This window comes from Micromonospora cremea (assembly GCF_900143515.1).
GTDB classification, from domain to species: domain Bacteria; phylum Actinomycetota; class Actinomycetes; order Mycobacteriales; family Micromonosporaceae; genus Micromonospora; species Micromonospora cremea.
In genome coordinates, this window is sequence record NZ_FSQT01000002.1 from 3,799,590 (window position 1) to 3,818,224 (window position 18,635).

Sequence of the window (18,635 nt, forward strand, 5' to 3'; positions counted from 1 at the left end):
GGCCGGGACGCGAGGGACGCGATGAGCCGGCTGCTGCCACTGCCGGTGGTGATGCCGCTGCTCGGCGCGGCGCTGACCCTGCTGCTGGCCGCCCGGCCGGGGCTCCAACGCGCGGTCAGTGTGCTCTGCCTGAGCGGCACCCTCATCGTGGCGCTGCTGCTGCTGGTGCAGGCGTACCGGTACGGGCCGGTGGTGATGGCGATCGGCGGGTGGCCGGCGCCGGTCGGGATCGTCCTGGTCGCGGACCAGCTCGCCGCGCTGATGCTGGTGGTCTCCTCGTCGGTCATCCTCTGCGTGTTGCTGTACTCGATCGGCCAGGGCCGCAGCGAGACCGGCGAGACCGCGCCGGTGGTCATCTTCCACCCGACGTACCTGGTGCTCACCGCCGGCGTCACCAACGCGTTCCTCGCCGGTGACCTGTTCAACCTCTTCGTCGGCTTCGAGATCCTGCTGGCCGCCAGCTTCGTGCTGATCACCCTGGGCGGCACCGAGATCCGCATCCGCACCGGATCGACGTACGTGGTGGTCAGCATCCTCTCCTCGATGATCTTCCTGGCCGGGGTAGGGCTGGTGTACGCGGCCACCGGCACGCTCAACCTGGCCCAACTCGCCCAGCGCCTCGACGACCTGCCCGCCGGCGTGCGGCTGACCCTGGAACTGATGCTCCTGCTCGCGTTCGCCATCAAGGCGGCGGTCTTTCCGCTCTCGGCCTGGCTGCCGGACAGCTATCCCACGGCGCCGGCTCCGGTCACCGCGGTCTTCGCGGGGTTGCTGACCAAGGTGGGCGTCTACGCGATCATCCGCACCGAGACGCTGCTCTTTCCGGGCGGGCAGGCCGACGAACTGCTCATGGTCGTCGCCGGGCTGACCATGGTGGTCGGCATCCTGGGCGCGGTGGCCCAGTCGGACATGAAGCGGCTCTTCTCGTTCACGCTGGTCAGCCACATCGGCTACATGATCTTCGGGGTGGCGTTGAGCACCGTCGCGGGGCTCTCCGGCGCGATCTTCTATGTGGTGCACCACATCACCATCCAGACCACGCTGTTCCTGGTCGCCGGGCTGGTCGAGGAGCGGGCCGGCAGCACCGACCTGCGCCGCCTCGGCGGGCTGGCCCGGATGGCACCGCTGCTCGGCGTGCTGTTCTTCGTCCCGGCGATGAACCTCGCCGGCGTGCCACCGTTCTCCGGTTTCCTCGGCAAGCTCGGCCTGCTCCAGGCCGGGGTGGCGGCCGGCGGGCCGCTGCCCGGGGTGCTCGTCGCGGCCGGCACGCTGACCAGCCTGCTCACCCTCTATGTGGCCTCCCGGCTGTGGAACATCGCCTTCTGGCGGTCGCCCCGGTTGGCCACCACCGAGCCGGCCGTCCAGCTGCCCAGGCTGATGGTCGGGGCCACCGTGGCCCTGGTCGCGTTCGGGTTGGCGCTGACCGTGCTGGCCGGTCCGCTCTTCGAGGTCACCGCCGACGCGGCCGCCGATTTGCGCTCGCGCACCCCGTACGTGCGGGCCGTGCTGCCGGTCGGCGCGCCGTGACCGGCGCGAGCGGGTCGGCCCCGAGCGGCGCCGACGAGCCGGCCGCGCCACGGCGGCGCCGGCTCGGACGCTGGCGGGACCAGGCGCTGGCGCTCGGCTGGCTGGTGGTGGTCTGGAGCCTGCTCTGGGGCGAGGTCAACTGGGCGAACCTGGCCGGAGGCCTGCTGGTGGGCGGCGCGGTGCTGCTGTTCTTTCCGCTGCCGGCGGTCACCTTCGCCGGCCGGCTGCGCCCCCGCGCGCTGCTGGTGTTCGCGGTCCGGTTCGGCACCGAACTGGTCGGCGCGAGCCTGCACGTGGCCCGGATCGCGGTGCAGCCCGGCTACCGACCGCGCGGGGCGATCATCGCGGTGCGGCTGCGGGTGCCCACCGACCTGAACCTGGCGCTCACCGCGGAGGCGGTCTCGCTGGTGCCCGGCACGCTGATCCTCGAGGTGGACCGGGACTCCGGAACGCTCTACCTGCACGTGCTGGACACCCACGGGCCCGCGGAGCTGACCTCCGCCCGGGAGCGCACCCTCGCCGTCGAGCGGCGGATCGTCCGGGCGGTGGGCTCCGCCGCCGAACTGCGCCGCGTCGAGACCGATCCTGTCGAGAAGGGAACCCTGCCGTGATCACGTTCCTGGCCGTCGTCCTCACCGCCCTGCTCTCGGTGACCGCGCTGCTCGCGCTGACCCGGCTCTACCGGGGCCCGTCGCTGCTGGACCGGGTGATCGCCGCGGACATGCTGCTCGCCACCATGGTCGGCGCGGTGGGCGCCGAGGCCGCGGTCAACCGGCACGCCACGACGCTGCCCGTCCTGGTGGTGCTCTCCCTGCTCGGCTTCGTCGGTTCGGTGTCGCTGGTCCGCTTCGCCGTCCGGGAGCAGGCATGATCGGGACGATCGCGGACTGGCTCGGTGCCGGTTGCCTGGTGGCCGGCGCGCTGCTCGGCCTGGCCGCCGGGATCGGCGTGCTGCGCTTTCCGGACGCGCTGTCCCGGATGCACGCGGCCACCAAACCACAGGTGCTCGGGGTGCTCCTGTTGCTGCTCGGCATCACGCTGCGGCTGCGGTCCCAGGCGGATTTCGGCATGATCCTGCTGGTGGCGGTCTTCCAGCTGGCCACCGCGCCCGTCGCGGCACAGATGATCGGTCGGGCCGCGTACCGGGCCGGCCGGTTCGACCGGGACCTGCTCGACGCGGACGAGTTGGCCGAACGCGGACCGGGCGGCGGGCCGGCGGGGCCGGGGTGACGGCCTGGGCCGCCGCTCAGGAATCGGACGATCGGCGCCTTCGGCCCACCCTCAGCGGGGTCCCAGCCAGCACCGATAAAATGGGGGCATGATCGACTCTTCTGCCCAGGAGGGCAGCAGTAGCCAGCCGGGTCGTGCCCGGCATATTCCCGTTCCGACGACCCCGGGAGCCCTGAGCGACCCGTGTTGATCGTCGTCGGTCTCCTTCTGATCATCGTGCTCACCGCCGCCACCGGTTACTTCGTGGCGCAGGAGTTCGGCTATGTCGCCGTCGACCGGGGCAAGCTCCGCCAGCTCGCCGATGACGGCGACGCAGCCGCCGCCCGGGCCCTGACCGTCACCAGCCGACTCTCCTTCATGCTCTCCGGCGCGCAGCTCGGCATCACCGTCACCGCGCTGCTGGTCGGGTACGTCGCCGAGCCGTACCTCGGCGGCGGCCTCGCCGACCTGCTCGGCGTCGCCGGCGTCGGCGAGGCGGTCAGCCTGCCGCTGTCGGTGGTGTTGGCGCTGGTCATCGCCACCGTGGTCCAGATGGTCCTCGGTGAGCTGGCCCCGAAGAACCTGGCCATCGCCCGGGCCGAGCCGCTGGCCCGGGCGCTGAGCCGGTCCACCCTGGTGTACCTCACCGTCGCCGGGCCGGTGATCCGGCTCTTCGACCGGGCGTCGGTGCGGCTGCTCCGTCGGATCGGCATCGAGCCAATCGAGGAGCTGCCCAGCGGAGCCACCCCGGCCGACCTGGAACAGATCATCGCCGAGTCCCGCGAGGAGGGCAGCCTGGACGCGGAGATGTCCACGCTGCTCGACCGGGGGCTGGATTTCCGCGAGCTGACCGCCGGCGAGGCCATGGTGCCCCGAGTCGACGTGCACACCGTACGGGCGCACGAGCCGGTGAGCCGGGTGGTCGAGCTGCTGGACAGCGGCCACTCCCGTTTCCCGGTGCGCGGCGCGGAGGGCGTCGACGACCTGATCGGCGTCGTCGGCATCGCCGACGTGCTCGGCGTACCGCCGGGGGAGCGGGCCACCACCCCGGTGAGCGCGGTGGCCGGGCCGCCGCTGCTGGTGCCCGAGACGTTGCCGTTGCCCACGGTGCTCGACCGGCTGCGGTCCGGGCATCGGCAGATGGCCTGCGTGGTCGACGAGTACGGCGGCTTCGCCGGCGTGATTACGCTGGAGGACATCGCCGAGGAGCTGGTCGGTCCGATCCGGGACGAGGACGACCCACCGGAGCGGGCGCCCGCGCGGCAGGACGACGGGTCCTGGGTGGTGCCGGCCCGCTGGCGGATCGACGAGGTCGCCGACAGCACCGGCATCGCCCTGCCCGAGGCCCCGGAGTACGACACCCTCTCCGGCCTGGTCATGCGGGAGCTGGGCCGGGTGCCGGAGGTCGGCGACCGGCTGGAGATCAGCCTGCTGCCCGAGGGCGCCGACGCCGAGGACGGCGAGGCGGAACCCCGGGCACTGGTCGAGGTGCTGGCCGTGGACCGGCACGTGGCCGATTCGGTGCGGTTGCAGCTGACCGAGCCGGGCGAGCGGCGCGAGGTGGCCGCATGAGTCCGGGGATCGCGCTGTTCAGCTCGGTGATCCTGCTGGCGCTGAACGGGTTCTTCGTGGCCGCCGAGTTCGCCCTGGTGGCCAGCAAGCGGTACCGCCTGGAGCAGGCGGCGGCCAGCGGTGGCCGGGCGGCACGGGCCGCGCTGGACGGCGTCCGCGAGTTGTCGCTGATGCTGGCGGGCGCGCAGCTCGGCATCACCCTGTGCACCCTGGGCCTCGGTGCGCTGGCCGAGCCGGCGATCGAGCACCTGCTCAGCCCACTGCTGCACGCGGTGGGGCTGCCGGACGCGGCCAGCCACCTGATCGCCCTGGTCTTCGCCCTGGGGTTGGTCACCTTCCTGCACCTGGTGGTGGGGGAGATGGCGCCGAAGTCGTGGGCGATCACCGACGCGGAGCGCTCGGCGACGCTGCTCGCGCTGCCGTTCCGTGCCTTCGCCCGGGTGGCCCGGCCGGTGCTCTCCGCGCTGAACGCGCTGGCCAACGCGATCCTGCGGCTGGTCGGGGTCAACCAGCAGGATCAGCTGGCCCAGGTGCACGGCCCGGACGAGCTGCGGATGCTGCTGGAGCAGTCGCGTGAGCACGGGCTGCTCGGCGCCGAGCAGCACCAACTGCTCACCAGCATGTTGGAGTTGCAGGGCACGTCGGTGGCGCAGGTGATGGAGCCGTTCGCCACCATGGTCACGGTCCGCCGGGACGACCCGGCCGAGCGGATCGAGCAGGTCAGCCGGGACAGCGGCCGGTCCCGGCTGGCGGTGCTGGACGCGGCGGGTGACGTCTGCGGCCTGGTGCACGTGCGGGAGGCGGTGCGGGTGGTCACCACCGGTCGGGTCGCCACCGCCGGTGAGCTGATGACGTCCGCGTTCACGCTGCCCGCGACGTCCTCGGTCACCGAGGCGGTGGCCGCGATGCGGGCCCGGCAGTCCCAGCTCGCGCTGGTGCGCAACGGCGGTGGCCCGGCCCGGCCGATCGGCTTCGTCGCCCTCGAGGACCTGCTGGAGGAGGTCATCGGCGAGTTCGACGACGAGACCGACACGGTGCCGCGCGGGCGGCGGTTGCGCTGATCCGGCGGGCTTGAGGTGACCTCGACCGGGTAGGCGCGGCTGGTGCGGACCAGCAGGGTCCCTTCCGGAAAAAGGGGGCGCGGTGCGGCTGACGGGGGTGTCCCGGGAGTCCGGCTGGACAGGGCTGTCCGTGCAGACCACGCTTCCCAACCCGAGTACCCGTCCGGGCCTGCGCCTGCCGGGGCGGGTGACGTTGGCGGCCGGGCCGGACGACGTCCTGGTGCGGCACATCCGGCTCGGCCTGGTCACCACGGTCGAGCCGGATGACCCGGCCGCCGCCAAGCGCCTGGTGCAGTTCTTTCAGCTGCCGATCGCCGGCCGGTTCGTCGTACCGGCCGGTCGGCGGCGGGCGGTCGACTTCGCGCTGCCGCTGCCGTGGGAGACCCCGGTGACCATCTTCGGCGGGGTGCCGCTGCTGAGCCTGCGGATGGGGCTGCGTACCGAGGTCTCCGTCGACCCGGATCTGGATCAGGGGGCCATGGTGCCGGTCTTCGTGCACCCGATCCCGACTCAGGAGCACGTGCTGGCGGCGCTGGAGACGCTGGGTTTCATGATCCGCCAGGCCGGGCTGCAGGAGGGTGGGCTGCCCGGGGTGGCGCACACCCTGCCGCTGCATCAGCGGTGGGGCTACTGGGTGGCGCCGCTCTACGCCGGTCCGATCACCGAGCTGGAGGTGATCTTCGTGACCAACTCGGCGGGCCTGGAGGCGATCTTCTGGATGGACCGCCGGCTGGCGCTGGCCGGGATCACCCACCAGAGCATCAGCCGGTTCCGGATCTGGCATGCGGACGCCGACAGGCGGGACTGGGTCGCCACCGTGGACGGCTGGCTGCGCCAGGCGATCAACCGGCACGCGGCGGCGGCGGCACACGCCGACTGGTCCGCTCAGCTCAACGAGTCCGCCCACGTCAGCCGCCACCCCGACGAGCCGGTCCAGCACGGCTACGGGCTCGGTGGCACCGCCGGCGCCGCCGGGGTCGGTGGCGGCGGCTCCGGCGGCGACGGCACCTGACCCGGGCGGGTCAGCCGGCGCTGGCGGTGGCCAGTTTGAGGCTGAAGGCGAGGAAGAGCGCGGCGACGGCGGTGGTGCCGCCGACGGCGAGCCGGCGACGCTGGCGGAACTGCGCGGCCAGGAAGGTGCCCGCGAAGATCAACGCGGTCAGGTAGATCGCGCTGGTCACCTGGGCGATCAGCCCGAGCAGCAGGAACGACAGCGCCGGCCAGGCGTAGCCGGGGTCGACGAACTGGATGAAGAACGAGATGAAGAACAGGATCGCCTTCGGGTTCAGCAGGCTGATCACCAGCGCCTTGCGGAACGGGCTGCGCATCGCCGCCGGCTCGGCGGCGTCGATGAGCCGCGGCGTGCTCGGGTCGTTGCGGTCGCGCCAGCGACGCCAGGCGCCGCGCAGCATGGTCACCCCGACATAACCGAGGTACGCGGCGCCGGCGTACTTGATCACCAGGAACAGCGGTGGGTACGCCTTGAGCACCGACGCCACCCCGGCGGCGGAGAGGAACATCAGCACTCCGTCGCCGACGAACACCCCGCCCGCCGCCCGGTAACCGGCCGCCACGCCCCGCTTGGCGGCGGTGGAGAGCACGAAGAGCGAGTTCGGCCCGGGCAGCAGGATGATCGCCACGGTGCCCAGCACGTACGTCCAGATGTCGGTGATCCCCAGCACGCCCGCCATCATCACGCCACGGGTGCCGTCCGGTGAAGCCTTTCCCGCAGCCTGGCCTGTGCGTTCGGCCACTCGTCGACGGTCATCGCGTACTGCACGGTGTCCCGCCAGGAGCCGTCCGGGCGCTGCCGGTGCATCCGCAGCACGCCCTCCCGGGTTGCGCCGAGCCGCTCGATGGCCGCCTGCGAGCGTTCGTTGCGGATGTCGGTGTGCCAGGCCACCCGCACCGCGCCCAGCTCGTCGAAGGCCCGGCTGAGCAGCAGCAGCTTCGCCTCGGTGTTGATCCCGGTCCGCCACCACGGCCGGCCGAGGAAGGTGTGCCCGATCGCCACCGATCGCCGCTCCGGGTCGATGTCGTAGTAGGAGGTGGTGCCGACCACCGCCCCGGTCGCCGCGCAGCGCTGCGCCCAGGCCACCCGCTCGCCGCGGTGCTGGGCGGCCAGCGCGCCGGTGATCACCTCGGCGGTTCCGGCCGGGGTGGTCGGCAGCGCGACGTTGAGGTGCCGCCAGACCTCCGCGTCGGCGGTGGCGGTGTGCAGCTCGTCGGCGTGTGTCAGGTCCAGCGGCTCCAGCCGGACGTGCTCGCCGGCCATCGGCGTCGGGTCGTGCCAGGGCGTGCGGGTCGCCCGCAGGTACGCCGGCAGCGGCGCGGTGACCCCGGCGTCCGGCTCCGGCAACCCGGGGGTGAGCCGTAGCGGCAGCACGCCGGCCCAGTGCGGCAGGTGCAGGTCGGCCTCGTCCTCGCGGACCCCACCGGTGCGGGCCCGGACCGACACCTCGCGCAGTGGCAGCGCCAGCACGGCGGTCTCGGCCAGCTCCCGCCGGTTGGGCGGCCGGCTGGCCGCGCTGCGTCCCGGGCCGACCTTCTCCACCAGCGCGGTGAGCATGGCGCTCTTCTCCCGCTCGTCGGTGACCAGTCGGGCGGTGCCGATCGCGACCACCGAGCGGTAGTTGGCGCTGTGGTGGAACTGGGAGCGGGCGTAGACCAGCCCGTCGAGCAGCGTCACCGCGACGCAGACCGGCAGTCCGTCGCCCCGGGCGGCGAGCAGTGGCCGGCTGCCGGTGGAGCCGTGCAGGTAGAGCGTGTCGCCGATGCGTACGTGCAGGGTGGGCAGCACCCGCGGCTGGCTGTCGACGGTGAAGCCGAGCGCGCAGTGGTACGCCTCGTCGAGCACGGCGTGCGCGGTGGCCCGGTCGTAGCTCATCCGGTCGCGGGAACGGCTGGGGATGGTCCGGGCGGTGGGTGGGTACATGCTCGCCCCTTTGTTCTAGTACAATCTCTTATTTGTGTCAGCACGCTATCAGTTCGCCGGGGCGACGGCCGTCGCGATTTCGGCCAGCATCGAGTCGGGCATCCGTACGGGGGGCCTGGCGCCCGGTGCCGCCCTGCCGCCGGTCCGGGTGCTCGCCGCCGAGCTGGGCGTCAGCCCGGCCACGGTCGCCCGCGCCTACCAGGAGCTGCGCCAACGCGGCCTGCTCGCCACCGCCGGTCGGCACGGCACCCGGGTCCGCCCCCGCCCGCCCGTGGCCGCCCGCCGCTCCGCGTTGCGTCCGGCGCCGTTGCCCGGGGCCCGTGACCTGTCCCGGGGTGAGCCAGATCCCCGGCTGCTGCCCGCCCTCGGCCCGCACCTGGCGGCGCTCGCCGCCGAAACCGGCCCGCCGGTCGGCTACTCCGACGCCGGTGTGCTGCCCGAGCTGGCCGTGGCGGCCCGCGCCCGACTGAGCGCCGACGGTGTGCCGGCCGGGGATCTCACCCTCACCGGTGGCGCGCTGGACGGCATCGAGCGGCTGCTCGGCGCCCACCTGCGCCCCGGCGACGCGGTCGCGGTGGAGGACCCGGGCTGGGCCAACCTGCTCGACCTCGTCGCCGCGCTGGGGCTGCGCCCGATCGGCGTACCGCTGGACGACGAGGGGCCGCTGGTGGCCGGGGTGGCCGCCGCGTTGGCCGCCGGGGCGCGGGCATTGGTCGTCACCAGTCGGGCGCAGAACCCGACCGGCGCGGCCGTCTCCGCCGCCCGGGCCGGGGAGCTGCGGGCGCTGCTCGCCGGCCGGCGGGACCTGCTGCTGATCGAGGACGACCATGCCGCCGAGCTGGCCCGCGTACCGCTGCATCCCCTGGCCGGCGCGACCGCGAGCTGGGCCTTTCTCCGTTCGGTGAGCAAACCCTTCGGCCCGGACCTGCGGCTGGCCGTGTTGGTCGGCGACGAGACCACGGTGGCCCGGGTGACCGGCAGGACGCGGGTCGGCGCCGGCTGGGTCTCCACCGTGCTCCAACGGCTGGTGCTCGCGCTGTGGCGCGACCCGGCGGTCGCTGAGGTGGTGGAGCGGGCGGCGGAGAGCTACGAGCGGCGGCGCGAGGGGTTGCTGGCCGCCCTGGCCGAGCACGGCCTGCCCGCGCACGGCCGCAGCGGCATCAACGTCTGGCTGCCGGTGGCGGACGAGACCAGCGCGGTCACCGCACTGCGCGACGCCGGCTGGTCGGTGGCCCCCGGAGCCCTCTACCGGATCGCCGCCCCGCCCGCCCTCCGGATCACCGTCAGCCCTCTCACCGCCCAGGATCTGTCCCCCCTGGCGGCCGCTCTGGCCCGCGCCGCCCATCCCACCCCGCCCCCCGGCTTCTCCACCTGACCCACGGGAGTTGCCGCGGCGGTCGCCGCCAAGCCGGACCGTCCCGGTTTGGTAGGGGCAGAAAGTGCGGTATCGCGACGATTCGAGACGGTTGGGGTGGGTATGCGGGCCGCCGGAGGTGGATGACATGGCTTCAGGTGGCTCACGCAAGGGGCTCTGGATCGCGGTGGCGGTGGTGATCATCATCATCGTGATCGTGCTGATCGCGCTCGCGTCCGGTGGTGATGGTGGCGGCAACGGGTACTGACGCGGCGCCGCCGACGGTGCCGGCGCTCCACCATGGCGTACCGGGCGTCGGACGGCGAACGGGTATATAACAGTCGGCATGGCCGAGCAGACCGGGAGCGCCCCGGGCGCCCAGCGGTTCATCCCGCCGGGCGCGGACACCATCGACGAGCTGCGCGCCGCCTCGGGCGGCTGCCAGGGGTGCGAGCTGTACCGGGACGCCACGCAGACGGTCTTCGGCCGGGGCGACGAGAGCGCCCGGGTGGTGCTGGTCGGCGAACAGCCCGGCGACATGGAGGACCAGAAGGGGCTGCCCTTCGTCGGTCCGGCCGGCCGGCTGCTGCGCAAGGCCGTCGACGACGCCGGGCTCGACCCCGCGCAGATCTATCTCACCAACGCGGTGAAGCACTTCCGCTTCGAGGTGCGCGGCAAGCGGCGTATCCACCAGACCCCGGACCGGATGCACATCACCGCCTGCCGACCCTGGCTGGTCGCCGAGTTCGCCCGGCTCGACCCGGAGATCGTCGTGGTGCTCGGCGCCACCGCCGCGAAGGCGCTGCTCGGCCCGACGTTCCGGGTGACGAAGCAGCGCGGGGAGCTGCTGCCCTGGCCGGCGTCGGCCCAGCATCCGGAGGACTTCACCCAGGTGCCGGTGGACAGCGCCGGCAGGGTGGCCGACGCGCCCCAGGCCCGCCTGCTCGCCACCATCCACCCGTCCGCGGTGCTGCGCGCCGACGATCAGGACAAGGCATACGAGGGCCTGGTCACCGACCTCACCGTCGCCGCCCGCGCCCTGGCCGGCTGACACGTTGCCGTGCGGCTCCAGATCTTGGACCGTTTCCGTTCGCTGCGATCGACAACTGTCCAAGATTGACGACGCGGCTGAGATTGCGGGCGTCCGGCGGATGTCCTGAGCTGACCGCGCCGAGCCCCTGCGGCGACGCCGGAGCGACGAGCGTCGGCTCGGCCGACAGCGAAACCCACTGCCGCTGATCGGCACGGGTGCGCGAGGATGGGTCACCCCCGTCCTGAGGAGCGCCGATGGCCACCGACCTGACCGCGCCGCGTACCGTCCGGCCCGACGTCGCGCCGATCCAGCGGCGTACCCTGCGGCTGCTCTTCACCACCCAGATCATCGGCGGCGTCGGCGTGACCATCGGCATCGCCGTCGGTGCGCTGCTCGCCGCCCGGATCGCCGGCACGGCGGTGGCCGGGCTGGCGCAGAGCGCCGGGGTGGTGGGCGCGGCGCTGCTCGCCATCCCGGTCACCCGGATCATGGCGCGGCACGGCCGGCGGCCGGGCCTGGTGGTGGCGTACGCGGTCGGTGCCGTCGGCGGCGTCCTGGTGGTGCTGGCCGCGGCCACCCGCTGGGTGCCGCTGCTCTTCCTCGGCATGCTGCTCTTCGGCGGAGGCACCGCCGCGAACCTCCAGGCCCGCTACACGGCGGTGGACCTCGCCGAGCCGGCTCGCCGGGGCCGGCAGCTCTCCCTGATCGTGTGGGCCACCACCATCGGCGCGGTCGCCGCGCCGAACTTCGCCGCGCTGGCCGACCGGGTCACCACCGGCTGGGGGCTGCCGCCGCTGGCCGGCCCGTTCGCGTTCAGCGCGGTCGCGTTCGTGCTCGCCGGCGGCGTACTCCTCGGATTGCTCCGGCCCGACCCGCTGCTCACCGCGCGCCGTCTCGCGGCGGCTGACGCACCGCCCGCCGCCGACGTGCCGGCGACTGTCGTGGCGGCCGAGGCGCCGGCGGACGGTGGTCCGGCCGGTGGCGGTGCGGCACCGGCCACCGCGCCGGTCCGGGCGCGCCCGTCGCGCAGGGCCGGGATGCGGACGGCCTGGTCGGTGGTACGCGGACGGCCGGCGGCCCGGCTCGGCATCGCGGCGGTGGCGGTCGGCCACCTGGTGATGGTGGCGGTGATGTCGATGACCCCGGTCCGGCTCGGTGAGTCGCACGCCGACGCCGACGTGCTGCGGCTGGTCGGCATCGTGCTGAGCCTGCACATCGCCGGCATGTACGCGTTCTCCCCGCTGGTCGGCTGGCTCACCGACCGGCTCGGCCGGCGGGCGGTGATCCTCGGTGGGGTCGGGCTGCTGCTGGCGGCCTGCGCGGTCGCCGGCACCGCCGGGCACCACACGCCCCGGCTCTCGGTGGGTCTGGTCCTGCTCGGGCTGGGATGGTCGGGGACGATGGTGGCCGGCTCGACACTGCTCTCCGAGTCGGTGCCGGCCGACGTGCGGCCGAGCGTCCAGGGACTGTCCGACCTGACCATGGGGCTGGCCGGAGCCGGCGCCGCCATGGTCAGCGGGTTTGTCATGCAGATGGCCGGTTATCCGGTGCTCGCCCTGCTCGCGGCGGTCGCGACGGTGCCCCTGGTGGCGCTAGCGTTGCGGCCGGTGCCGACCGGGGCACCGGATGAGGAGGGCTGATCACGTGCGGCTGACCGACTTCTGGGCGCGGCTGGAGGAGGCGTTCGGCCCCGGCTACGCGGCCAGCATCGCCCGCGACCAGGTGCTGTCCCAGCTCGATGGGCGCACCATCGAGCAGGCGCTGGCGTCGGGGGAGCAGACGCACGTGGTGTGGCGGGCGGTCTGCGCCGCGTACCCCGACCGGGTGCCCGCTCGACTACGCTGAGCAGCCTTTTTGTGGCTTCCGCGTGTCGCTTGTCGAGTCGTACACCTGTTCGGCTATTGTCCACAGCGGGGTGCTCGTCCACAGCTCGCGGCCCGTCGGCTGGTTTTCTGTCGGACCCAGCGCCTAGCGTGTCCGCGTGACGCGAAGCTCAGCAAAGACGCCGGCGAAGGCAGGGGTGGCAACCATGGCAGCAGGGCCTGACCGGGAGAAGGCACTCGACCTTGCTCTCGCTCAGATTGACAAGCAATTCGGCAAGGGCTCGGTGATGCGGCTGGGGGAGCGGCCCGTCATCCAGACCGCCGTGATCCCGACCGGTTCCATCGCGCTCGACGTGGCGCTCGGCGTGGGTGGCCTGCCCCGCGGCCGGGTGGTCGAGATCTACGGCCCCGAGTCCAGCGGTAAGACCACGGTGGCGCTGCACGCGGTGGCCAGTGCCCAGCGGGCCGGCGGCATCGCGGCCTTCATCGACGCTGAGCACGCGCTCGACCCGGAGTACGCGAAGGCCCTCGGGGTCGACACCGACGCGATGCTGGTCTCTCAGCCGGACACCGGCGAGCAGGCGTTGGAGATCGCGGACATGCTGATCCGCTCCGGCGCGATCGACGTCATCGTGATCGACTCGGTGGCGGCCCTGGTGCCGCGTGCCGAGATCGAGGGCGAGATGGGCGACAGCCACGTGGGTCTTCAGGCCCGGCTGATGAGCCAGGCGCTGCGGAAGATCACCGGTGTGCTCAGCAACACCGGCACCACGGCCATCTTCATCAACCAGCTCCGGGAAAAGATCGGCGTGATGTTCGGCAGCCCCGAGACCACCACCGGTGGCCGGGCGCTGAAGTTCTACGCGTCGGTCCGGCTCGACGTGCGCCGCATCGAGAGCCTCAAGGACGGCACCGACGTGGTCGGTAACCGCACCCGGGTCAAGGTCGTGAAGAACAAGGTCGCGGCCCCGTTCAAGCAGGCCGAGTTCGACATCATGTACGGCAAGGGCATCTCGCGCGAAGGCTCGCTGATCGACGTCGGCGTGGAGCAGGCGATCATCCGCAAGTCCGGCGCCTGGTACACCTACGACGGCGACCAGCTCGGCCAGGGCAAGGAGAAGGCCCGGGAGTTCCTGAAGGAAAACCCGGACGTGGCCGCCGAGATCGAGAAGAAGATCCTGGAGAAGCTCGGCGTCGGGGTCAGCGCGAGTGACGCCGCCGGCGGCCCGGAGCTGCCGCCGGTCGACTTCTGACCGGTCGCTGATCCGTGGCAGGACGACGCGCCCGTACGGGGCGAGGCTGGGATGCCAGTCCGCCCCGTACGGGCGACGCCAGCGATCCGCCCCGCCCCCGTCGGGGTCGCCGTGGCCGGTCCGAGGAGGCCGACGCGGCCGAGTCCCCGTCACCACCTCGCGACGAATCGGAGGTGGCTCGCGAGATCTGCCTGCGCCAGCTCGCCGTCCGGCCACGCACCCGGGCCGAGCTGGCCGGGGCGCTGGCCAAGCGGGGCATCTCCGAGCAGGTCTCGGCCGAGGTGCTCGACCGGTACGACGAGGTCGGCATCATCGACGACGCCGCATTCGCCCGGGCCTGGGTCTCCAGTCGGCACTCTGGGCGGGGCCTGGCCCGGCGGGCACTCGCCAACGAGCTGCGCCAGAAGGGCGTGGACGGCGAGGTGGCCACCGAGGCGCTCGGCGAGTTGGACGAGGAGACCGAGGCGGAGACCGCCCGTGCCCTCGTGGAGCGAAAGTTGCGCACCGCCCGGGGTGAGCCCGACGCGGTCTTCCGGCGGCTGGTGGGCATGCTGGCCCGCAAGGGCTACCCGCCCGGCGTGGCCATCCGGGCGGTGAAGGACGCGATCGCCGCGCAGAGCGCCGAGGCGGCCGAGTTCGCCGAGCAGATCGACGCCGACGCGCTCGCCGACGCCGAGGGCGAGCTGGAGCGGGACAACCACCCGGCCGAGTGAGCGGCCCGGTGGATGCTCCGGGGCGAACCCGCCGCGTCACTCGGCGATGTCCGCAATTGGACGGATGGGTCACACACTGGGGCCGGCCCAGCTGGTCGAGTGTCATCCAGTGGGCGGTTGGGCCGGGGTTGAGCAGGCCGGACACGCTCACCGGGCGGAGCACTCGCGGAGTTTGTCCGCTCGTGTCCGGCCCGACATCAGCACGCGGTGATGCCGTGGCTTCTCTCCGTTCGGGGGGTTTGATCATGAGTTCTTGACCAGACCACCTCCGGAGACCTAGCCTCGCCATACAGGCTCACATTGCCCGACCAAGCGCAGGCTAAGCGCACAACATAGATCGCGTAACAGAACAGCATCACTTTGGCCAGCGCAGCCGGCCATTCATCGCAGCTCCGGGCAGGCCGGTCCGGAGCCGGCGCGACAACTGCACCCGGCCGCCGACGATGCCCGAGGGCACCGCCGGCGGAGAGAGCTATCCACGGCCAGTCGCTCCGGTCGGGCGTCCAGAGCCGCAGGAGCGTGCCCTTGGCACGGTCGCTGCGGCGCCGACGTATCCAGGGGGAGGCGGCCATGGCGGGGCGGCACAGGTTTACCGGCGGTCCGCACGAGGTCCGGGCATGAGCACCTTCGACATCGTGCTCCTCGCCGCCGTACTGGTCCTGACCGTGGTGGTGGTCGGCGCGGTGCTCTTCGGCGTCCGGACGCTGCGCCAGGTCGGCGCGGCCCCGGTGCCGGAGGATCCGGCCTTCATCGCCGAGAAGGATCGTCAGGAGCAGTCCCTGGCCGCCCTGCGCAGCGCGGCCGACCAGGCGAACAGCACGATCGACGTGGCGAAGTCCGCGGCGTCGGCCGCCCGGGCCGAGGCCGCCGCCGCGAAGGCCGAGGCGAAGGCGGCCCGGGCGGAGGCCCGCCGGGTGCTCGACGACGCCCGCGCGGAGGCCGACACCGTGCTGGAGCGGGCCCACAAGCAGGCCGAGGCGGACGCCGAGCAGCTGCGCACCACGGCCCGGCGCAGCGGCGAACGGGAGGTCGCGGTGCTCGCCGCCACCACCCGGGAGCAGGCGGCCGAGGTGGAGCGCCGGGCGGCCAGGATGGACGAGCGCGAGCGGCTGCACACCGAGGAAGTGGAGCGGTTCGCCGAACGGGAGCGGCAGCTCACCGAGGCCCGCGCCGCACTCGCGACCCGGAAGGCCGAGCTCACCCGGCGGGAGACCGAGCTGGCCGAGGCGGAGGAGCTGCGCCGCCGGGAGCTGGAGCGGGTGGCCGGGCTCACCGCCGAGGCGGCCCGGCTGGAGCTGATCGAGGCGATCGAGACGCAGGCCAAGCGGGAGGCGGCGCTGCTGGTGCGGGACATCGAGTCCGACGCCCGCAACACCGCCGAGCAGCGCGCCCGGCACATCGTGGTCGACGCGATCCAGCGGGTGGCCAGCGAGCAGACCGCGGAGAGCGTGGTCAGCGTCCTGCACCTGCCCGGCGACGAGATGAAGGGGCGCATCATCGGCCGGGAGGGGCGCAACATCCGCGCCTTCGAGTCGGTGACCGGGGTCAACCTGATCATCGACGACACCCCGGAGGCGGTGCTGCTCTCCTGCTTCGACCCGGTACGCCGGGAGGTCGGCCGGCTCACCCTGGAGAAGCTGGTGCTGGACGGGCGGATCCATCCGCACCGGATCGAGGAGGTCTACGACCTGGCGCGGCACGAGGTGGAGGAGCTCTGCCACCGGGCCGCCGAGGACGCCCTGGTCGAGGTCGGCATCACCGAGATCCACCCGGAGCTGGTCACCCTGCTGGGTCGGCTGCGCTACCGCACCTCGTACGGGCAGAACGTGCTCAAGCACCTGGTCGAGACCGCGCACATCGCCGGCATCATGGCCGCCGAGCTGCGCCTGGACGTGCCCACCATCAAGCGGTCGGCATTCCTGCACGACATCGGCAAGGCGCTCACCCACGAGGTGGAGGGCAGCCACGCCATCATCGGCGCCGACCTGGCCCGCAAGTACGGCGAGCACGAGGACGTGGTGCATGCCATCGAGGCGCACCACAACGAGGTGCCCCCGCAGACCATCGAGGCCGTGCTCACCCAGGCGTCCGACGCCTGCTCCGGCGGTCGGCCGGGCGCGCGCCGGGAGAGCCTGGAGGCGTACGTCAAGCGGCTGGAGCGTATCGAGGAGATCGCGGCCGGCAAGATCGGCGTGGACAAGGTCTTCGCCATGCAGGCCGGCCGGGAGATCCGGGTCATGGTCAAGCCGGACGACGTGGACGACATCGGTGCTGCCGTGCTGGCCCGGGACGTGGCCAAGCAGATCGAGGAGGAGCTGACCTACCCGGGTCAGATCCGGGTGACCGTGGTGCGCGAGTCCCGGGTCACCGAGATCGCCCGCTGACGCGCACCCCGTACGACCGAAGGGCCGCCCCGATTCGCTCGGGACGGCCCTTCGTGGTCGGTGCGGCGTGGCTCAGATGCCGGTTCCGGTGGCCTCGGACTGCGACATGAGCGCGGCCGGGGGCGTGGCCGTGCCTGCGGTGCCGGCCGTCTTACGGCCCCGGGAGAGCCGGCGCTGGACGTACTGGGCCAGCTTCGACAGCGAGTAGTTCACCGCGATGAACAGCACGGCGATCACCACGTACACCGGGATCGGGTTGCCCAGCGCGCCGATGATCTGCTTGCCGATGTTCAGGGTCTCCTCGTAGCTGATGATGAAGCCGAGTGAGGTGTCCTTGAGCACCACCACGAGCTGGCTGATCAGCGCCGGCAGCATGATCCGGAACGCCTGCGGCAGCAGGATCATCCGGGTGGTCTGCGCCGGGGAGAGGCCGATCGCAGCCGCCGCCTCGCCCTGGCCGCCGGGCAGGCCCTCCATGCCGGAGCGGAGGATCTCGGCGATCACCACCGAGTTGTAGATGGTGAGACCGATGACCAGGTACCAGAGCGTGTCGAAGGTGACGCCGAACTCGGGAAAGCCGCGGGCCACGAAGAAGATGGTGATGACCACGGGCAGGCCACGGAACACCTCGACGCAGACCCGGGTGACCGCCGACAGCAGGACGCTCAGCCCGCGCAGCAGATATGACACGGGGGTGGCGAGCCCGGTGAACCGGCGCCGGGTCAGGCTCTTGAGCTGGATCCGCAGCACCGCCAGCGCGGTGCCGATCACCAGCGAGGAGATGATCGCCAGCACCGCCGCGGTGAGGGTGTTCTTGAGGCCGAGCCCGATCCGGTCCCAGACCAGCGAGAAGTTCTCATTGGAGGGGTCGATCAGCGGCCCCCACAGCTCCATCGAGAACTGGCCCTTGGCGTCCAGCGGCCGGTAGATCAGGAAGTACGCGCCGACCAGCAGCAGCACGGTGGCCACGAGGCTGCTGACGAGGGTGATCCGGCGTTGCCGGGGCCCGGGTACGTCGTAGAGGACGGTCTGCTGACTCATCGGGCCACCGCCTGTCGCTTCTCGATCCGGTCCAGCAGGGCGCCGAGCGGCACGGTCATGATCAGGTAGCCGATCGAGATGCCGATCGCGACCGGGATGAAGGCGTAGCCCTCGGCTCCGGTGAGCTGGTCGGCCGTGGCCGACAGGTCACCGACGACCCCGAAGAAGCCGATCAGCGCCGAGTTCTTGATCATTGCGATGATCACCGAACCGAGCGGCACGATCGAGGCCTTCCAGGACTGGGGCAGCACCACGTACCGCAGGTTCTGGCCGAAGGTCAGCCCCAGCGACCGGGCGGCCTCCGCCTGCCCGGCCGGCACCGCGTTGACGCCCGAGCGCAGCGCCTCGCAGACGAACGCCGCGGTGTAGAGCACCAGGGCGATCAGCGCGAAGCGGAAGTACGGCAGGTCGGTGTCGAGCCGGCTGAAGACCGCTTCGAGCCCGGGGAGGCGGAGGAAGTCCGCGTTCGAACCGAGCGCCGGCAGCCCGAACGCGGCGAAGAACATCACCACGGTCAGCGGCATGTTCCGGAAGACGTTCACGTAGCCGGTGCCGACCGCCCGCAGCGGCGGCACCGGCGAGATCCGGAGCACCGCCACGACGGCGCCCAGAATCAGGGCGCCGATCGCGGCGAGTACGCAGATCTGGAGGGTGAGCCAGAAACCACCCGCAAAGACGTCGAACTTGTCGATGAGCACGTTCACGGGTCGGTGTTCCTCCCCACCCTCCA

18 protein-coding genes are annotated in these 18,635 nt (G+C 72.6%); 14 read left to right on the forward strand and 4 right to left on the reverse strand.

The annotated features are described in order from the left end of the window. Positions 1-21: 21 nt before the first annotated feature. The 7 genes from BUS84_RS31275 (at position 22) to BUS84_RS31305 (ending at position 6,381) form a co-directional block, all read left to right on the forward strand. Positions 22-1,527 (forward strand): Na+/H+ antiporter subunit D, encoded by a 1,506-nt coding sequence (locus BUS84_RS31275; protein WP_074317989.1) that lies wholly within the window; start codon positions 22-24, stop codon positions 1,525-1,527. Continuing rightward, positions 1,524-2,138, forward strand: coding sequence for a Na+/H+ antiporter subunit E (locus tag BUS84_RS31280; RefSeq protein WP_074317991.1), 615 nt, complete (start codon positions 1,524-1,526; stop codon positions 2,136-2,138). The genes BUS84_RS31275 and BUS84_RS31280 overlap by 4 nt, the downstream gene beginning before the upstream one ends. Continuing rightward, positions 2,135-2,398, forward strand: coding sequence for an MrpF/PhaF family protein (locus tag BUS84_RS31285; RefSeq protein WP_143728578.1), 264 nt, complete (start codon positions 2,135-2,137; stop codon positions 2,396-2,398). Before BUS84_RS31280 ends, BUS84_RS31285 begins: the two co-directional genes overlap by 4 nt. Beyond that, positions 2,395-2,757, forward strand: a complete 363-nt coding sequence (mnhG, locus tag BUS84_RS31290; RefSeq protein WP_074317993.1) for a monovalent cation/H(+) antiporter subunit G — start codon at positions 2,395-2,397, stop codon at positions 2,755-2,757. Before BUS84_RS31285 ends, mnhG begins: the two co-directional genes overlap by 4 nt. A gap of 183 nt (positions 2,758-2,940) precedes the next feature. Continuing rightward, the gene (locus BUS84_RS31295; protein ID WP_074317995.1) at positions 2,941-4,308 is read left to right on the forward strand and encodes a hemolysin family protein; all 1,368 of its coding nucleotides are present in this window, start codon (positions 2,941-2,943) and stop codon (positions 4,306-4,308) included. After that, entirely contained in the window at positions 4,305-5,369 is a 1,065-nt protein-coding gene (locus BUS84_RS31300) for a hemolysin family protein (RefSeq protein WP_074317997.1), read from the forward strand. Before BUS84_RS31295 ends, BUS84_RS31300 begins: the two co-directional genes overlap by 4 nt. Positions 5,370-5,451: 82 nt before the next feature. After that, the gene (locus BUS84_RS31305) at positions 5,452-6,381 is read left to right on the forward strand and encodes a sporulation protein (RefSeq protein ID WP_074317999.1); all 930 of its coding nucleotides are present in this window, start codon (positions 5,452-5,454) and stop codon (positions 6,379-6,381) included. Positions 6,382-6,391: 10 nt separating this feature from the next. On the opposite strand, the gene leuE is transcribed toward BUS84_RS31305, so the two are convergent. Together leuE and BUS84_RS31315 are read right to left on the reverse strand one after the other, a co-directional pair. Beyond that, the gene (gene leuE / locus BUS84_RS31310; protein ID WP_074318001.1) at positions 6,392-7,063 is read right to left on the reverse strand and encodes a leucine efflux protein LeuE; all 672 of its coding nucleotides are present in this window, start codon (positions 7,061-7,063) and stop codon (positions 6,392-6,394) included. Further along, the gene (locus tag BUS84_RS31315; RefSeq protein ID WP_074318003.1) at positions 7,063-8,304 is read right to left on the reverse strand and encodes a bifunctional pyridoxamine 5'-phosphate oxidase family protein/GNAT family N-acetyltransferase; all 1,242 of its coding nucleotides are present in this window, start codon (positions 8,302-8,304) and stop codon (positions 7,063-7,065) included. The genes leuE and BUS84_RS31315 overlap by 1 nt, the downstream gene beginning before the upstream one ends. A gap of 34 nt (positions 8,305-8,338) precedes the next feature. Here BUS84_RS31315 and BUS84_RS31320 point away from each other — a divergent pair, with 34 nt between their 5' ends. The 7 genes from BUS84_RS31320 to rny all read left to right on the forward strand — a co-directional run bounded on the left by BUS84_RS31320 (position 8,339) and on the right by rny (position 16,864). After that, positions 8,339-9,679 carry an aminotransferase class I/II-fold pyridoxal phosphate-dependent enzyme gene (locus tag BUS84_RS31320; RefSeq protein WP_074318005.1) on the forward strand — a complete coding sequence of 447 codons (1,341 nt, stop codon included), beginning with the start codon at positions 8,339-8,341 and terminating at the stop codon, positions 9,677-9,679. 325 nt (positions 9,680-10,004) lie between these two features. Then, positions 10,005-10,709 (forward strand): UdgX family uracil-DNA binding protein, encoded by a 705-nt coding sequence (locus BUS84_RS31325; protein WP_074318006.1) that lies wholly within the window; start codon positions 10,005-10,007, stop codon positions 10,707-10,709. Between the two features lie 236 nt (positions 10,710-10,945). Then, positions 10,946-12,331: an MFS transporter gene (locus BUS84_RS31330; protein WP_074318008.1), complete on the forward strand. Its 1,386-nt coding sequence runs from the start codon at positions 10,946-10,948 to the stop codon at positions 12,329-12,331. Positions 12,332-12,335: 4 nt separating this feature from the next. Further along, entirely contained in the window at positions 12,336-12,536 is a 201-nt protein-coding gene (locus tag BUS84_RS31335) for a DUF3046 domain-containing protein (RefSeq protein WP_074318010.1), read from the forward strand. Positions 12,537-12,720: 184 nt separating this feature from the next. Then, positions 12,721-13,767: a recombinase RecA gene (gene recA, locus BUS84_RS31340; RefSeq protein ID WP_074318012.1), complete on the forward strand. Its 1,047-nt coding sequence runs from the start codon at positions 12,721-12,723 to the stop codon at positions 13,765-13,767. 14 nt (positions 13,768-13,781) lie between these two features. Next, on the forward strand, positions 13,782-14,480 hold the full coding sequence (locus BUS84_RS31345) for a regulatory protein RecX (protein WP_074318013.1): 699 nt from the start codon (positions 13,782-13,784) through the stop codon (positions 14,478-14,480). Positions 14,481-15,097: 617 nt separating this feature from the next. Next, on the forward strand, positions 15,098-16,864 hold the full coding sequence (rny, locus tag BUS84_RS31350; RefSeq protein ID WP_074318015.1) for a ribonuclease Y: 1,767 nt from the start codon (positions 15,098-15,100) through the stop codon (positions 16,862-16,864). A gap of 72 nt (positions 16,865-16,936) precedes the next feature. Here rny and BUS84_RS31355 read toward each other — a convergent pair whose 3' ends face one another. Both BUS84_RS31355 and BUS84_RS31360 read right to left on the reverse strand, forming a co-directional pair. After that, positions 16,937-17,905, reverse strand: coding sequence for an amino acid ABC transporter permease (locus BUS84_RS31355; RefSeq protein WP_074318016.1), 969 nt, complete (start codon positions 17,903-17,905; stop codon positions 16,937-16,939). Continuing rightward, positions 17,902-18,609 (reverse strand): amino acid ABC transporter permease, encoded by a 708-nt coding sequence (locus BUS84_RS31360; RefSeq protein WP_074318018.1) that lies wholly within the window; start codon positions 18,607-18,609, stop codon positions 17,902-17,904. The genes BUS84_RS31355 and BUS84_RS31360 overlap by 4 nt, the downstream gene beginning before the upstream one ends. Between the last annotated feature and the right edge of the window lie 26 nt (positions 18,610-18,635).

Excerpts from the sequence above, each read along its gene's own strand:
- BUS84_RS31275 (WP_074317989.1), top strand. The coding sequence starts at position 22 with ATGAGCCGGCTGCTGCCACTGCCGGTGGTGATGCCGCTGCTCGGCGCG.
- mnhG (WP_074317993.1), top strand. The coding sequence starts at position 2,395 with ATGATCGGGACGATCGCGGACTGGCTCGGTGCCGGTTGCCTGGTGGCC.
- BUS84_RS31300 (WP_074317997.1), top strand. The coding sequence starts at position 4,305 with ATGAGTCCGGGGATCGCGCTGTTCAGCTCGGTGATCCTGCTGGCGCTG.
- leuE (WP_074318001.1), bottom strand. The coding sequence starts at position 7,063 with ATGATGGCGGGCGTGCTGGGGATCACCGACATCTGGACGTACGTGCTG.
- BUS84_RS31315 (WP_074318003.1), bottom strand. The coding sequence starts at position 8,304 with ATGTACCCACCCACCGCCCGGACCATCCCCAGCCGTTCCCGCGACCGG.
- BUS84_RS31325 (WP_074318006.1), top strand. The coding sequence starts at position 10,005 with ATGGCCGAGCAGACCGGGAGCGCCCCGGGCGCCCAGCGGTTCATCCCG.
- BUS84_RS31330 (WP_074318008.1), top strand. The coding sequence starts at position 10,946 with ATGGCCACCGACCTGACCGCGCCGCGTACCGTCCGGCCCGACGTCGCG.
- recA (WP_074318012.1), top strand. The coding sequence starts at position 12,721 with ATGGCAGCAGGGCCTGACCGGGAGAAGGCACTCGACCTTGCTCTCGCT.
- rny (WP_074318015.1), top strand. The coding sequence starts at position 15,098 with ATGAGCACCTTCGACATCGTGCTCCTCGCCGCCGTACTGGTCCTGACC.
- BUS84_RS31355 (WP_074318016.1), bottom strand. The coding sequence starts at position 17,905 with ATGAGTCAGCAGACCGTCCTCTACGACGTACCCGGGCCCCGGCAACGC.